Raw genomic sequence first — 14,460 nt, 5'->3', positions numbered from 1 at the left:
CTGGAGCAAGCGTGAGATGGGACTTGACGGTAGGACGGATTGAGTCGAGGTGTCGGAAGTAACCGCAAGACAATGTGGGAGCGGGCTTGCTCCCACAAGGGTTTTGTATTTACAAGGTTAAGGTCAGGCGTTTGACCAGGGCGCCCGGCAGCAGGTTGGAGGCGGTGTTGCGCTGGCTGTACGTACTGGCGGACAGCAGCAGTTCCCGATCAGCGGTCAGGGCTTCCAACTGCGAACCGAGCAGGTTGTAGACACTGTCATCAAAGCGCATCGTGCTGACCGGCGCCTTGATCTCGCCGTCTTCCACCCAGAACGTGGCGAAGCGCGTCATGCCGGTCAGGCGGGCGGCCGGCAGGTCGGAGTAGTTCAGGTACCACAGGTTGCTGATGTACAGCCCGGTGCCCAACTGCTTGAGGATATCGGCCTGGGCCAGGTTGCCTGCGGCCATTTGCAGAGCGCTGGGCGACTCATCACTGCTGGCGCCGTTGGTGCTCAGGCCATATTCGGCGGCGCTGCGCGAGTTCACCAGTTGGCCGTCGGCCTGGCCCGCATTGATCAGCGTGACATCATTGCGTGGGTAGCCTTCGGTGGAGAATGCCTGGCTCAGGGAGCCGCTGATCTGTTCGGTCACCGTCACCAGCGGGCTGAGGTGTTGTTCGCCGGCGTACAGCCGTTGCAGCGAGCTGCCTTTGCTGGCGATGGCCTGGGCGGAAAAACCACCCCAGGTGATGATGCTGATGATTTCCTCCAGCGCTGCCGGGGCCAGGTAGGCGCGATAGGCGCCGGGCGCCAGCTTGTGCAGCGGCCGGCCCAGAAACTCGAGCTGTTCACGGGTCTGTTGAAGGCGGCGGGCGAACTCGGCGCTGTTCCATGCGTCGCCGGCATAGCTGGCCTTCACGGCTTCGCCATTGGCGTGGAACAGACTGAAGTCGAAGTTGAAGCTGTTGGCCTGATGCCAGCCAAATGCCCCATTCGAACTGGCAAAGCCACGGCTGATCGGGCCGGCGGCGTAGAAGCCGACCAGGTCGACGCCTTCGGCCGCCTGGCTGATTTCTTCCAGTACCTGGGCCAGTGCCGGCAGGGGACGGGCTTGTTCGTTGTGGCTTTGCCAGGCGTTGTGGTTGAGCAACAGGTACGGATCGTGGGGCAGCAACGGCAGGGTTTCGCGCAGTTGCTGCAGGCCTTCGGCAAGGCGCTGGCGATCCAGTTCCGGTTCACCAGCCAGGGTAATGGCGAGGTCGGCATGGCGACCGTCGTTGATCAGCTTCAAGTTGAGGCTGGCCTGTTGCACTTGCCCGGCCTGGCGCACCTTCGCATGGTTGAAGCGCACGAACTCGGACGCTTCGGCGGCGTAGCCCAGGTGAAATTGTTCCTTGTCGGTGATGGCTTGCTTGAGCCACTCCACCAATGCCTTGAAGTTATTCATCAGGCATCTCCTCCGAATACGTCAATGTCACTGAATACACAGGCCGGCGATGCATGGCCGACGCGGATGACCTGGTTGGGCTCACCCTTGCCGCAGTTCGGCGTGCCCAGGACCTTGAAAGTGCTGGCGTCGCCCACGGCGCTGAGGTTGCGCCAGAACTGCGCGGAAATCGCCCGGTAGTTGGGGTTTTTCACCACGCCCTTGAGCTCGCCGTTTTCAATCAACTGGCCCCACTCGCAGCCGAACTGGAATTTATTGCGCGCGTCATCGATGGACCACGAGCGGTTGGTCGACATCAGGATGCCGCTTTCGATGCCGCCAACCAGTTGCGCCAGGCTCTTGTCACCGGCTTCGATATTCAGGTTGGCCATGCGGTCGATCGGCGGGCGGTTCCAACTGCTGGCACGGCTGTTGGCCACGCCGCCCATGCCGGAACGGAACTGCGACAGCGCACCGCCCAGCGGCTTGAGCAGCAACCCTTCGCGGATCAGGAATTGCTTGCTGGCGGCGGTGCCGTCGTCGTCATGGCTGTAGCTGGCCAGTTGTTCGGGAATGTCCGGGTCGAAGGTCACGTTGAGCAAGGGTGAGCCGTATTGCAGGTGGCCGAAGTCCTCGGCCTTGACGAAGCTGGTGCCCGCGTAATTACGCTCATCGCCGAGGATGCGGTCGAGTTCCAGCGGGTGGCCGATGGATTCGTGGATCTGCAGGATCATCTGGTCGGGCATCAGCAACAGGTCGCGTGGGCCCTGGGGCGTGTTCGGTGCCAGCAGCAGTTGCAGGGCTTCGTCGGCAATGCGCGGCGCGGCGCCGACCAGGCCGAAGCGATCGATCACATCGAAGCCACCTTGTTGGCCGAAGTTGGTACCGCCGAAAGTGCGCGACTGGCTGTCGTTGCCGTCGTAGGCGGTGACATTGACGCCGGGGAATACAAAACGCTGGGCCTGGCGCAACTCGGCACCGGCACTGTTGAGGTAGATCTGCTCGACCTGGGTCAGGCCGAGGCTGACTTCCCAGCTCACCAGGCGCTCGTCCTGGGGCACGGCAGCGGACTCATCGCCGAGCAACTGGTAGCAGTCGCTCAGGGACGCGAAGGTCTGGGCAAGGTTGGGTGACAGGTAGTCGGCGACATCGCTGGAAACGGGTTGATCGCGCAGGTCGAGCAGGGCATGGGGCTTGATCAGGCGGGCTTGCTGTTCGGCACGCTCAAGGGCAGCTTGCAAGCCTGGCAGGGAAATGTCGTTGGTCGCGGCATAGGCTTCCACGCCATTCAAACGCACGGTGAGCATGGCGCCTTCGTCGTGGTTCAGGTGGGGTGGTTCGGCGACGTTCTTGCGTACGGCCAGGTATTGGCCGGATTCGCGTACGTAACGCAGCGAGAAGAAATCGGCGGTGGTGCGCAGGGCACTGAAATGCTTTTTGAGTGTGGCGTGGTGGTCGAACATGGGGCCTTCCTTGTGGGCGGCTCGGCGCGGGCAGGCAAACAGAGTAGGCCTGGGCTGTGAGCTGATCAAGGAAAGGCGAGCACTTGTGTGGCTTGAGCTTATTGTGGTGAGCGGGTTTGTTGTGGTGAGCGGGCTTGCCCCGCGCTGGGCCGCGCAGCGGCCCTGAAAATCTTGGGAGCGCTTCGCACTCCAGCGCGAGCAAGCTCGCTCACCACAACAGTGCTTCAGTTACTGCGCAGTCGGGCCCACTTCACGCATCGGCTTGCCACGCACCGGCGCATCGCCGGCCACGTAGTAGTCGGCGGTGCTGCGCGGCAGCGGCTGGCGGCCACGGATCTTGTCGGCGATTTTCTCGGCGATCATGATCGTCGGCGCGTTCAGGTTGCCGGTGGTGATGATCGGCATGATCGATGCGTCGACCACACGCAGACCCTGCATGCCATGCACGCGGCCTTCGCCATCGACGACCGCCATTTCGTCGGTGCCCATCTTGCACGAGCAGGACGGGTGGAACGCGGTCTCGGCGTGCTCGCGGATGAACTTGTCCAGTTGCTCATCGGTTTGCACGTCAATGCCGGGGCTGATCTCGCGGCCACGGTACTGGTCGAGTGCCGGCTGGGCCATGATTTCACGGGTCAGGCGGATGCCGTCGCGGAATTCCTGCCAGTCCTGCTCGGTGGCCATGTAGTTGAAGAGGATGCTCGGGTAGTCCCGTGGGTTCTTCGACTTCAGTTGCACGCGGCCACGGCTTGGCGAACGCATGGAGCCCATGTGCGCCTGGAAACCGTGCTCTTTCACACCGTTGCTGCCGTTGTAGTTAATCGCTACCGGCAGGAAGTGGTACTGGATGTTCGGCCACTCGAACTCTTCACGGGTACGGATGAAACCGCCCGCTTCGAACTGGTTGCTGGCGCCGATGCCGGTGCCGTTGAACAGCCATTCGGCGCCGATCGCCGGTTGGTTGTACCAGAGCAGCGACGGGTACAGCGACACGGGCTGGGTGCACGCGTATTGCAGGTACAGCTCAAGGTGGTCCTGCAGGTTTTCGCCGACGCCTGGCAGGTCATGGACCACCGGGATATCGAGGCTTTCCAGCAGTTTGGCCGGGCCGACACCGGAGCGTTGCAGCAGTTGCGGCGAAGCGATCGCGCCGCTGCACACCAGCACTTCTTTACGGGCGCGGGCTTCAACGCGCTCTTCGGCAGCACCGATCAGGTAACGCACGCCCACGGCACGCTTGCCTTCGAACAACACTTTGTCGGTGAGGGCGTGGGTGACGATGGTCAGGGTGGAGCGCTTCTTGGCGGTGTCCAGGTAACCGCGCGCGGTGCTGGCGCGACGGCCTTTTGGCGTGACGGTACGGTCCATCGGGCCGAAGCCTTCCTGCTGGTAGCCGTTCAAGTCTTCGGTGCGCGGGTAACCGGCCTGCACGCCGGCTTCGACCATGGCGTGGAACAGTGGGTTATTGCCGGCTTTGGGCGTGGTCACGCTGACCGGGCCATCGCCGCCGTGCCAGTCGTTCGGGCCGATGTCGCGGGTTTCGGCCTTGCGGAAATACGGCAGGCAGTCGAGGTAGGTCCAGTTTTCCAGGCCTGGCAGCTTCGCCCAGTTGTCGTAGTCCATGGCGTTGCCACGGATGTAGCACATGCCGTTGATCAGCGAAGAACCACCCAGGCCCTTGCCGCGACCGCATTCCATCCGGCGGCCGTCCATGTGTGGCTCTGGATCGGTCTCGTAGGCCCAGTTGTAGCGGCGGCCTTGGAGTGGGAAGGCCAGGGCGGCTGGCATCTGGGTACGGAAGTCGAAACGGTAGTCCGGGCCACCGGCTTCCAGCAGCAGGACGGTGACGCCTTCGTCTTCGGTCAGACGGGTCGCCAGGGTGTTACCGGCGGAGCCGGCACCCACAATGATGTAATCGTATTCTTGGGACATTGGATGCACCCTCTTTGGATATGGTCAGGTCAGTCAAACAGTGGTGTCCGGGATGGGGCTGCTGCGCAGCCCAGCGCGGGGCGAGCCCGCTCACTACAAAGGCGAATCCCGACGCTGTTAGAACACCGAGGCGTAGTCGCCCAGCTCAACCTGTACCGATTTGATGCGGGTGAAGTTGTTCAGCGAGCTGATGCCGTTCTCACGGCCAACACCGGATTGCTTGTAGCCACCAACCGGCATCTTCGCGTCGGATTCGCCCCAGGCGTTGATCCAGCAGATACCCGCTTCCAGCTGATGAATCACGCGGTGGGCGCGGTTCAGGTCCTTGGTCACCAGGCCGGCAGCCAGGCCGAAGTCGGTGTCGTTGGCGCGACGGATCACTTCTTCTTCGGTTTCGTAAGTGAGGATGCTCATCACTGGGCCGAAGATTTCTTCACGGACGATGGTCATTTCGTCAGTGCAGTCGGTGAACACGGTCGGGGCCACGAAAGCGCCTTTGGCGAAGTCGCCGTCGATCAGGCGGTCGCCGCCGCACAGTACGCGTGCGCCTTCTTCCTTGCCTTTGGCGATGTAGCCCAGCACGCTTTCCATGTGGGCGAAGCTGACCAGCGGGCCGAAGTTGGTGTTGTCGTCTTGCGGGTTGCCGACGCGGATGCGTGCAACACGCTCAACGATCTTGGCTTCGAACGCTGCTTGCAGGTGCTTGGGCACGAACACGCGAGTGCCGTTGGTGCAGACCTGACCGGAGCTGTAGAAGTTGGCCATCATCGCGATGTCGGCAGCGCGATCCAGATCGGCATCTTCGAACACGATCAGCGGCGACTTGCCGCCCAGCTCCATGGTCACTTCCTTGAGCGACGAGCTCGAAGCGCTGGCCATGACTTTCTTGCCGGTGTCGGTGCCGCCGGTGAACGAGACTTTCTCGATGCGCGGGTGTTCGGTCAGCCAAGTGCCGACTTCACGGCCGCTGCCGGTCAATACGTTGAACACGCCCGCCGGAACGCCGGCTTCGGTGTAGATCTCGGCCAGTTTCAGGGTGGTCAGCGAGGTGACTTCGCTTGGCTTGAAGATCATCGCGTTACCGGCAGCCAGGGCCGGTGCGGATTTCCACAGGGCGATCTGGATCGGGTAGTTCCACGCGCCGATACCGGCTACCACGCCCAGCGGCTCGCGGCGGGTGTAGACGAACGACGTGTCACGCAGCGGGATCTGCTCGCCTTCGATGGCGGGCACCAGGCCGGCGTAGTATTCCAGCACGTCGGCGCCGGTGACGATGTCGACGTACTTGGTTTCGGAGAAGGCTTTACCGGTGTCCAGGGTTTCCAGGGCGGCCAACTCGTCGTTGCGCTCGCGCAGGATGTCGACGGCGCGACGCAGGATGCGCGAGCGCTCCATGGCGGTCATCGCGGCCCAGATTTTCTGGCCTTTTTCGGCGCTGACCACGGCGCGTTCAACGTCTTCTTTCGTTGCGCGTTGCACTTGGGCGAGAACTTCACCGTTAGCCGGGTTGATGGCTTCGAAGGTGGCATCGCTGCCAGCGTCGCTGTAGCCGCCGTCAATGTAGAGTTTTTGCAGTTCGAAACGGGCCATAAAGTCCTCGCAAGTGCATAAGTGGTTGGCGTTACCCGCCGACAGTGGGCCATGGGGTTCTGGCATCACTGAGCGGCGGACGTTCAGGGGTTGAGCGGTTGTGTGTGCTCTAACTCACCTGCTTGGCCAATTGGAAATCCATGTATTCGTAAGCGATCCGTTGCGCCTGCTCCGTGTCGAAAGCGTCTCCCGACAGGGCGCCGCGCAACCACAAACCGTCGATCAGGGCCGCCAGGCCTCGGGCTGCTTTGCGTGCGTGCGGCAGCGGCAGCACTCGGCGGAACTGGCAGCACAGGTTGGAATACAGACGTTGATCGTTGATCCGCTGCAACCTGTGCAATGACGGGTGGTGCATGCTGGTGGCCCAGAAGGCCAGCCAGGTTTTCATTGCCGGGCCGTTGACCTGGCTGGCATCGAAGTTGCCCTCGATGATCACCTGAAGGTGCGCCCGTGGGCTGTCATCCTTCAGTGCGAGCCTGCGTTCGTGGACGTTCTCGATCAGCACATTCATCAAGTACCGCATCGTCGCGGCGATCAGGCCGTTCTTGTCCTGAAAGTAGTGACTGATGATGCCGTTCGAGACGCCGGCCAGACGGGCGATCAGCGCAATGCTGGCATCCCCCATTCCGACCTGATCGATGGCCGTCAAGGTGGCTTCGATCAACTGCTGGCGGCGTATGGGTTGCATACCGACCTTTGGCATGTAGCACTTCTCCTTAGGCCTGCCGACGGGCGATGAACGTCTGTCGGCTTGATGGCCAGTCTATTTTGTTTTGATTGAACGTTCAATCAACAAAGAATAAGATCTGCGACAAATGGTCGCTGCCTACAGGTATTTCCTACGTGCAAGCCGCGACATCTGACACCTGCAAAAACCCTTGAAACAGGCCGTATCAGGGCCTGGGCACCGCTTCGGCGGGGCTCAAGAATTTTCGGGGTGTCTTTATAACACCCGTCCGTCGACTGCCGAAAAATCGATGTCCCGGGATAACCGTTGCCTTGTGTTTCTCTCTCGCACTGCCTGGAGCATCTGCGCCATGAGTTCTGCCTCTCTTATAAAGACCCCGCCGGAAAAGGTACGGGTCAACGGTTGGGTGTTCTACACCTCCACCGCACTGATTCTGTTGTTGACCGCCATCCTGATCATCGCCCCGCAGGAGGCCGGGCGCATGCTCGGCGTAGCACAAGCGTGGCTTTCCAAAAGCTTCGGCTGGTACTACATGGTGGTCATCGCCGCCTACCTCGTGTTTGTGGTGGGCCTGGCGTTTTCGTCCTACGGCAAATTGAAACTGGGCAGCAAGGACGACACCCCGGACTTCAGCTACGGCGCCTGGGCCGGCATGTTGTTCTCGTCGGGCATCGGCATCTCGCTGCTGTACTTCGGTGCCTCGGAGCCGCTGGACCACTACTTCAACCCGCCCGAAGGCGCTGCCGCCAGCAATGGTGCCGCACGCCAGGCGCTGCAACTGACCTTCCTGCACTGGGGCCTGCACGGCTGGGCGATCTATGCGCTGGTCGGCCTGGCGGTGGCGTACTTCGCGTATCGTCATAACCAGCCGCTGGCCTTGCGTTCGGCGCTGTACCCGCTGGTGGGCGAACGCTGGGTGAAGGGCGCGGCCGGCCATGCGGTGGACGGTTTCGGCATGTTCGTGACCCTGCTGGGCCTGGTGACGAACCTGGGGATTGGTTCGATGCAGGTGTCGTCCGGGTTGGAAAACCTGTTCGGCATGCAGCACAGCAACACCAACCTGCTGATCGTGATCATCGTGATGAGCACCGTGGCGACCATCGCCGCCGTGTCGGGCGTGGAGAACGGCATCCGCCGCCTGTCCAACCTCAACATCGTGCTGTTCAGCGGCTTGCTGATCTTCGTGCTGCTGTTCGGCCCGACCTTGCACCTGCTCAACGGCCTGGTGCAAAACACCGGTGACTACCTCAACGGCATCATCCTGAAAACCTTCGACCTCTACGTCTACGAAGGCGATGCCGACAAGACCGAACGCTGGATGGGCCTGTGGACCCTGTTCTACTGGGCGTGGTGGATTTCCTGGGCGCCATTCGTGGGCATGTTCATCGCGCGTATTTCCCGTGGTCGTACGGTGCGTGAACTGGTGGCCGGCGTGCTGCTGATCCCGCTGGGCTTCACCCTGGCATGGCTGTCGATCTTCGGTAACTCGGCCCTGGACCTCGTGCTGAACCACGGTGCGGTGGAGTTGGGCAAGACGGCGTTGGAACAGCCTTCCATGGCAATCTACCAACTGCTTGAGCATTACCCGGCGTCGAAAATCGTCATTGGCGTGTCGATCTTTGTGGGCTTCGTACTGTTCCTGACCCCGGCGGATTCCGGCGCGGTGATGATGGCCAACCTTTCCTGCAAAGGCGGCAACGTGGATGAAGATGCGCCGCACTGGCTGCGGATCTTCTGGTCGGTGGTGATTACCCTGGTGACCATCGGCTTGCTGTTCGCCGGTAACTTCGAAGCCATGCAAACCATGGTGGTGCTGGCGGGGCTGCCGTTCTCGGTGGTGCTGATCTTCTTCATGTTCGGCTTGCACAAGGCCATGCGCCAGGACGTGGCGATCGAGCAAGAGCAGGCGCAATTGGCCGAGCGTGGCCGTCGTGGTTTCAGCGAGCGCCTGACCGCGCTGGACCTGCAACCGAGCCAAGGCACCGTGCAGCGCTTTATGGACAAGCACGTCACGCCGGCGCTGGAACAAGCGGCGACTGCGTTGCGTGAACAGGGGCTGGAAGTGCAGACCTTGCTCGGTAAGTCCAAGCGTTGCATCGGTGTGCGCATCGAGATGGAAGAAGGCAACCCGTTTGTCTACGAAGTGAGCCTGGATGCTTACTCGTCGGCGCCGAGTGACCTGCCCGAGGAAGAGCGCACCCGTTACTACCGTGCCGAGGTTTACCTGCACAACGGGCCTCAGGAATACGACCTGATGGGCTTCACCCAGGAACAGATCACCCGGGACGTGCTCGATCAGTTTGAAAGCCATCGGCAGCTCCTTGGCCGTGTCTATAGCTGATAAAAGCCGGTGGTGTCGTCACTGACACCACCTGTCCAAGCATTGGTAATCCAATCAACTGTGGGAGCTGGCTTGCCTGCGATAGCTTTGGTGAATTCACTACCGCTATCGCAGGCAAGCCAGCTCCCACATTGACCCAGTTTCTTCAGTTGTTCCTGCGGTGTGAATCAGCCCAGGTTCTTGCCCAGCAAGGCGTGGTACAGCTCACTGTCTCCCAGAATCCCCACCACCTGGTTGTTGTCATGCAACACCAGCTTATTGCCGGTGTGATAGCGGATCTGCAACGCATCGCGCATGCCGATGTTCGAGTCCACCAGCGTCGGCAGCCGGCCCAAACCTTCCACCGCTTGCCCCGGCTCCCAGTTCTGCAGGTTCATCACTGCGCCATTCTGGCGGGCGCCCTTGATGGTGTTGCCTTCGGCCAGGTCCAGCCACGAGTCGCCGCCCGGGTCCAGGCACACCGAACCGTTCACGCGCTTGCAGTTGTCGAGGGTGCGCATCAGGCTGCGGCCGCACAGTACGTTCAGCGGGTTGGTATGGGCGACGAAGGTGCGCACATAGTCATCCGCCGGGTTCAGCACGATTTCTTCCGGCACGCTGTACTGGATGATCTTGCCGTCTTTCATGATCGCGATACGGCTGCCCAGTTTGAGCGCCTCATCGAGGTCGTGGCTCACGAAGACAATGGTCTTGCTCAGCTTGCGTTGCAGTTCCAGCAGTTCATCCTGCAGGCCCTGGCGGATCAGCGGGTCGAGGGCTGAGAAGGGTTCGTCCATCAGCAGGATATCGGCGTCCATCGCCAACGCACGGGCCAGGCCGACGCGTTGCTGCATGCCGCCGGAGAGTTCATCGGGCTTCTTGTTGCGCCATTGCGTCAGGCCCACCAGCTCGAGTTTTTCATCCACCAGCTTGCGCCGGTCTTTCTCCGGGCGACCCTGCATCTCCAGGCCGAAGCTGATGTTCTCGCGCACCGTCAGCCAAGGCATCAGGGCGAACTTCTGGAACACCATGGCGATGCGCTTGGTGCGCATCATTTTCAGCTCGGCCGGCGTGCAGGAGGCGATGTCGATCTGGCGACCTTCATGCTCCACGAACAGTTGGCCACGGCTCACCGTATTGAGGCCGTTGATGCAGCGCAGCAAGCTGGACTTGCCGGAGCCCGACAAGCCCATCAGCACGCAGATTTCGCCTTTCTCGATATCCAGGCTGGCTTTTTCTACGCCGACAATCTGCCCGGTCTTTTTCAGGATCTCGTTGCGGTGCATCCCCTGGTCCAGCAGCTTGAGCGCTTCGCGTGGGTCCTTGGAGAAGATCACATCGACATTGTCGAATCGGATAATGCTCATGCATCACCCCCTACTTTAGCGTCGGGTTGTTTGCAGATGCGGTCGAGCATGATGGCCAGCAGCACGATCGCCAGGCCGGCTTCAAAGCCCAGGGCGATATCGGCAGTGTTGAGTGCGTTGACCACGGGTTTGCCGAGGCCATCGGCGCCCACCAGGGCCGCGATCACCACCATCGACAACGACAGCATGATGCATTGGGTAATGCCGGCGGCAATGCTCGGCATGGCGTGGGGCAGTTCAATACGCGAGAGCAACTGACGGCGCGAGCAGCCAAAGGCCTTGCCGGCGTCCATCAACTCTTGCGGTACATCGCGGATACCCAGGTAGGTCAGGCGGATCGGCGCGGCAATCGCGAACACCACCGTGGAAATCAGCCCAGGCACCACACCCAGCCCGAAGAGGGTCAGGGTAGGGATGAGGTAGACGAAGGTCGGTACGGTCTGCATCAGGTCGAGCACCGGCCGCATCAGGGTGTAGAACATCGGCTTGTGCGCGGCAACAATGCCCAGCGGCACACCGATGACCACGCAGACCAGGGTGGCGAACAACACCTGCGCGAGGGTTTCCATGGTTTCCTGCCAGTACCCCAGGTTCAGGATCAGCAGGAAGGAGGCGATGACAAAAACAGTCAGTCCCCATTTACGTTGGATAAAGTGAGCCAGCAGCGCAATCAGACCGATCAATGCCAGCGGATTGAACCAGGTCAGCGCGAACGTCACGCCGTGGATCATCGTTTCCAGTGTCGATGCGATTGCGTCGAAGTAGTTGGCGCCGTGCTGGGTCAACCATTCGACGAAGGCAGCGATGTACTGGCCTAGTGGGATTTTCTGTTCAGTCAGCATGGTAGTGAATGTCCACATGCGAAGGGGAAAACATCCCGGGCCAGCGCACCAGCCCGGGGTCAGCGAGTGTTATTTGGCGAGATAAGCTTTGACGGCCTCCAGACCTGGTTTGCCATCGACGGTGGTGACGCCGGCGAGCCAGGTGTCGAGCACTTGCGGGTTGGCTTTCAGCCAAGCCTTGGCCGCTGCATCGGGTTTCTGTTTATCGTCCAGGACTTTACCCATCAGGGTGCTTTCCATGTTCAGGGTGAACACCAGGTTTTTCAGCAACTGGCCCACGTTGCTGCATTCCTGGGTGTAGCCCTTGCGGGTGTTGGTGTAGATGGTGGCCTGGCCGTAGTTGGGGCCGAACGAATCGTCACCCCCGGTCAGGTACTTCATCTTGAAACGGGTGTTCATCGGGTGCGGTTCCCAGCCGAGGAACACGATGGCCTGGTCGCGTTTGGTGGCGCGTTCGACCTGGGAGAGCATGCCGGCTTCGCTGGATTCGACGACTTTGAAGCCGGCGGTTTTCAGGCCGAAGGCGTCTTTGTCGATCAGCGTCTGGATGGTGCGGTTGCCGTCGTTACCCGGCTCGATGCCGTAGATCTTGCCGCCCAGCTCGTCCTTGAATTTGGCGATATCGGCGAAGTCTTTCAGGCCTTTGTTGTACAGCGCTTCCGGGACCGCCAGGGTGTACTTGGCGTTCTCCAGGTTGGCGCGCACGGTTTCCACGGTGCCGGCATCACGGTACTGCTTGATGTCGTTTTCCATGGTCGGCATCCAGTTGCCGAGGAAGATGTCCATGTTCTTGCCGTCGGCCAGTGACTTGTAGGTCACCGGTACCGAAATCATCGTGGTGCGCGGCTTGTAGCCCAGCCCCTTGAGGATTTCGCTGGTGGTCGCGGTCGTGACGGTGATATCGGTCCAGCCGACATCGGAGAAGTTGACGGTCTGACATTGTGCCGGTTCTGCAGCGTGCGCCAGGACTGGCAGACTCAGCATGGCGGCCAACAACAACGAGGGTGAACCTTTCATGGGGCTAGACTCCTGTGTTTTTTCTGGCGGCATTCGCCGCGCTTTATAGGTGTTGCGGTTGGTGCGTGCGACAACAGCTCTGGCACGGTGCCTTGCAAACGAGTCGAGACTGATCATGTACCAGTGAAAATCTGACGCCTACAGGGGGCGTCGTATCCAGTACAGGGATGGTCGTATCCAGTGTCGGTGACGTCGCTTACAGATTTTTCCAGCGGCAAAACTGCAGTTTTTGCCCATCTGCACCGCTAAAAACGGCCAAAACAGGCGATCGCACGGGAGCGACGCTGGTGAGCATGAGTGCGTCGGTGTGAGACGCCGTGGCGGCAAGTAAAAGCTTGATGATGCCGCCATCTGGGCGATCTGAGCGTAGCAGCTCCTTGGTGTCCGGCCTGCTCACCTGCGGAGTTCCACGTTAATGGCTATCAGCGTTTTCGACCTGTTCAAGATCGGCATCGGGCCTTCTAGTTCTCACACCGTCGGCCCCATGCGCGCTGCGGCGTTGTTCGTCCAGGCTTTGCGTGAACGTGAACTGTTGGAACAAGTCAGGCGCGTCGAAGTTCAGCTCTACGGCTCATTGTCGGCCACCGGCATCGGTCACGGCAGCGACACTGCGACCATCATGGGCCTGATGGGCGAGTGGCCGGATGCGATCGATCCGTCGCAAATCGGCGTGCGCATCCACACCCTGCGCGAGACCGACACCCTGCTGCTGGACGGCCGTTTGCCGGTGCCCTTCGTATGGGCGCGGGACATGCGCCTGCTCGACGAAAACCTGCCGTTCCACCCCAATGCCATGACCCTGGTGGTGACGGGCGATCACGGCGAGCTGCACCGCGACACCTACTATTCGGTGGGCGGCGGCTTTGTGGTGGATGAGGCCCAGGCGCAGAGCGGCGTGGCCGATATGGACCGTACCGAGCTGCCTTATGATTTTTCCAGCGCAGTAGAGCTGTTGCAGCTGTGCAAGACCCATAACCTGCGTGTCGCCGAGTTGATGCTGGCCAACGAAAAGACCTGGCGCTCCGAAGAAGAAATCCGCAGCGGCCTGATGAAACTCTGGCGCGCCATGCAGGACTGCGTGGAACAGGGCCTCAAGCACGAAGGCATCCTGCCCGGCGGCCTGAACGTGCGCCGCCGCGCGGCCAAGTTGCACCGCAGCCTGCAGGAGTTGAACAAGCCCAATGTGATCGGCTCGACCTTGAGCGCGATGGAATGGGTCAACCTGTTCGCCCTGGCGGTGAACGAGGAAAACGCTGCCGGCGGGCGCATGGTGACCGCGCCCACCAATGGCGCGGCGGGGATCATCCCGGCGGTGCTGCATTACTTCATGAAATTCAGTGAAGAGGTCACCGAAGCCAACGTGGTCGACTACCTGCTCGGTGCGGCGGCGGTAGGCATCCTGTGCAAGAAAAACGCCTCGATCTCCGGTGCGGAAGTCGGCTGCCAAGGGGAGGTGGGTTCGGCCTGCGCCATGGCCGCCGCCGGTTTGGCCGAGATTCTTGGCGCCACGCCGGAACAATTGTGCAACGCCGCCGAAATCGGCCTGGAGCACAACCTCGGCCTGACCTGCGACCCGGTGGGCGGGCTGGTGCAAGTGCCGTGCATCGAGCGCAATGCGATTGCGGCGGTAAAGGCGATCAACGCGGCGCAAATGGCGCTGCGGGGCGACGGCCAGCACTTTATCTCCCTGGACCGGGTGATCCGCACCATGCGCGATACCGGGGCGGACATGCATGACAAGTACAAAGAGACGTCGCGGGGTGGGCTGGCGGTGAGTGCCGTTGAATGCTGATGGGCTTGCTGTGGTGAGCGGGCTTGCCCCGCGCCGGGGCGCGA

General features: G+C 61.3%; 10 protein-coding genes. 2 read left to right on the top strand and 8 right to left on the bottom strand.

Translation table 11 applies throughout. The features are described from left to right. Positions 1–109: 109 nt before the first annotated feature. The 5 genes from BM70_RS0120070 to betI form a co-directional block, all read right to left on the bottom strand. Positions 110–1,426: a TldD/PmbA family protein gene (locus BM70_RS0120070; RefSeq protein WP_025857643.1), complete on the bottom strand. Its 1,317-nt coding sequence runs from the start codon at positions 1,424–1,426 to the stop codon at positions 110–112. Then, the gene (locus tag BM70_RS0120065) at positions 1,426–2,868 is read right to left on the bottom strand and encodes a TldD/PmbA family protein (RefSeq protein WP_025857642.1); all 1,443 of its coding nucleotides are present in this window, start codon (positions 2,866–2,868) and stop codon (positions 1,426–1,428) included. Before BM70_RS0120065 ends, BM70_RS0120070 begins: the two co-directional genes overlap by 1 nt. A 228-nt stretch (positions 2,869–3,096) precedes the next feature. After that, complete coding sequence (betA, locus tag BM70_RS0120060) at positions 3,097–4,800, bottom strand: choline dehydrogenase (protein ID WP_025857641.1); 1,704 nt, start codon at positions 4,798–4,800, stop codon at positions 3,097–3,099. Between the two features lie 117 nt (positions 4,801–4,917). Then, on the bottom strand, positions 4,918–6,390 hold the full coding sequence (betB, locus tag BM70_RS0120055) for a betaine-aldehyde dehydrogenase (RefSeq protein ID WP_025857640.1): 1,473 nt from the start codon (positions 6,388–6,390) through the stop codon (positions 4,918–4,920). A gap of 109 nt (positions 6,391–6,499) precedes the next feature. Continuing rightward, positions 6,500–7,093, bottom strand: a complete 594-nt coding sequence (gene betI / locus BM70_RS0120050) for a transcriptional regulator BetI (RefSeq protein WP_025857639.1) — start codon at positions 7,091–7,093, stop codon at positions 6,500–6,502. 391 nt (positions 7,094–7,484) lie between these two features. Here betI and BM70_RS0120045 point away from each other — a divergent pair, with 391 nt between their 5' ends. Beyond that, positions 7,485–9,419 (top strand): BCCT family transporter, encoded by a 1,935-nt coding sequence (locus tag BM70_RS0120045; RefSeq protein WP_256220923.1) that lies wholly within the window; start codon positions 7,485–7,487, stop codon positions 9,417–9,419. A 167-nt stretch (positions 9,420–9,586) separates the two neighbouring features. Here BM70_RS0120045 and choV read toward each other — a convergent pair whose 3' ends face one another. The 3 genes from choV to BM70_RS0120030 form a co-directional block, all read right to left on the bottom strand. Beyond that, positions 9,587–10,765: a choline ABC transporter ATP-binding protein gene (choV, locus tag BM70_RS0120040; protein WP_025857637.1), complete on the bottom strand. Its 1,179-nt coding sequence runs from the start codon at positions 10,763–10,765 to the stop codon at positions 9,587–9,589. Further along, on the bottom strand, positions 10,762–11,607 hold the full coding sequence (gene choW, locus BM70_RS0120035) for a choline ABC transporter permease subunit (RefSeq protein WP_015886271.1): 846 nt from the start codon (positions 11,605–11,607) through the stop codon (positions 10,762–10,764). The genes choV and choW overlap by 4 nt, the downstream gene beginning before the upstream one ends. Positions 11,608–11,676: 69 nt before the next feature. After that, entirely contained in the window at positions 11,677–12,624 is a 948-nt protein-coding gene (locus BM70_RS0120030) for a choline ABC transporter substrate-binding protein (RefSeq protein ID WP_025857636.1), read from the bottom strand. A gap of 415 nt (positions 12,625–13,039) precedes the next feature. On the opposite strand from BM70_RS0120030, the gene BM70_RS0120025 reads away from it, so the two are divergent. Beyond that, positions 13,040–14,416, top strand: a complete 1,377-nt coding sequence (locus BM70_RS0120025) for an L-serine ammonia-lyase (RefSeq protein ID WP_025857635.1) — start codon at positions 13,040–13,042, stop codon at positions 14,414–14,416. The last annotated feature ends 44 nt before the right edge of the window (positions 14,417–14,460 follow it).

The organism is Pseudomonas sp. CHM02, from assembly GCF_000612585.1.
Taxonomy (GTDB): Bacteria; Pseudomonadota; Gammaproteobacteria; order Pseudomonadales; family Pseudomonadaceae; genus Aquipseudomonas.
The sequence above is the reverse complement of the archived record's forward strand: the minus strand, read 5'-3'. Positions and strand labels throughout refer to the sequence as shown.

What these genes read in the sequence shown, in the direction of transcription:
- BM70_RS0120070 (WP_025857643.1), bottom strand. Translation starts at nt 1,426, where the DNA reads ATGAATAACTTCAAGGCATTGGTGGAGTGGCTCAAGCAAGCCATCACC.
- BM70_RS0120065 (WP_025857642.1), bottom strand. Translation starts at nt 2,868, where the DNA reads ATGTTCGACCACCACGCCACACTCAAAAAGCATTTCAGTGCCCTGCGC.
- betA (WP_025857641.1), bottom strand. Translation starts at nt 4,800, where the DNA reads ATGTCCCAAGAATACGATTACATCATTGTGGGTGCCGGCTCCGCCGGT.
- betB (WP_025857640.1), bottom strand. Translation starts at nt 6,390, where the DNA reads ATGGCCCGTTTCGAACTGCAAAAACTCTACATTGACGGCGGCTACAGC.
- betI (WP_025857639.1), bottom strand. Translation starts at nt 7,093, where the DNA reads ATGCCAAAGGTCGGTATGCAACCCATACGCCGCCAGCAGTTGATCGAA.
- choV (WP_025857637.1), bottom strand. Translation starts at nt 10,765, where the DNA reads ATGAGCATTATCCGATTCGACAATGTCGATGTGATCTTCTCCAAGGAC.
- choW (WP_015886271.1), bottom strand. Translation starts at nt 11,607, where the DNA reads ATGCTGACTGAACAGAAAATCCCACTAGGCCAGTACATCGCTGCCTTC.
- BM70_RS0120030 (WP_025857636.1), bottom strand. Translation starts at nt 12,624, where the DNA reads ATGAAAGGTTCACCCTCGTTGTTGTTGGCCGCCATGCTGAGTCTGCCA.
- BM70_RS0120025 (WP_025857635.1), top strand. Translation starts at nt 13,040, where the DNA reads ATGGCTATCAGCGTTTTCGACCTGTTCAAGATCGGCATCGGGCCTTCT.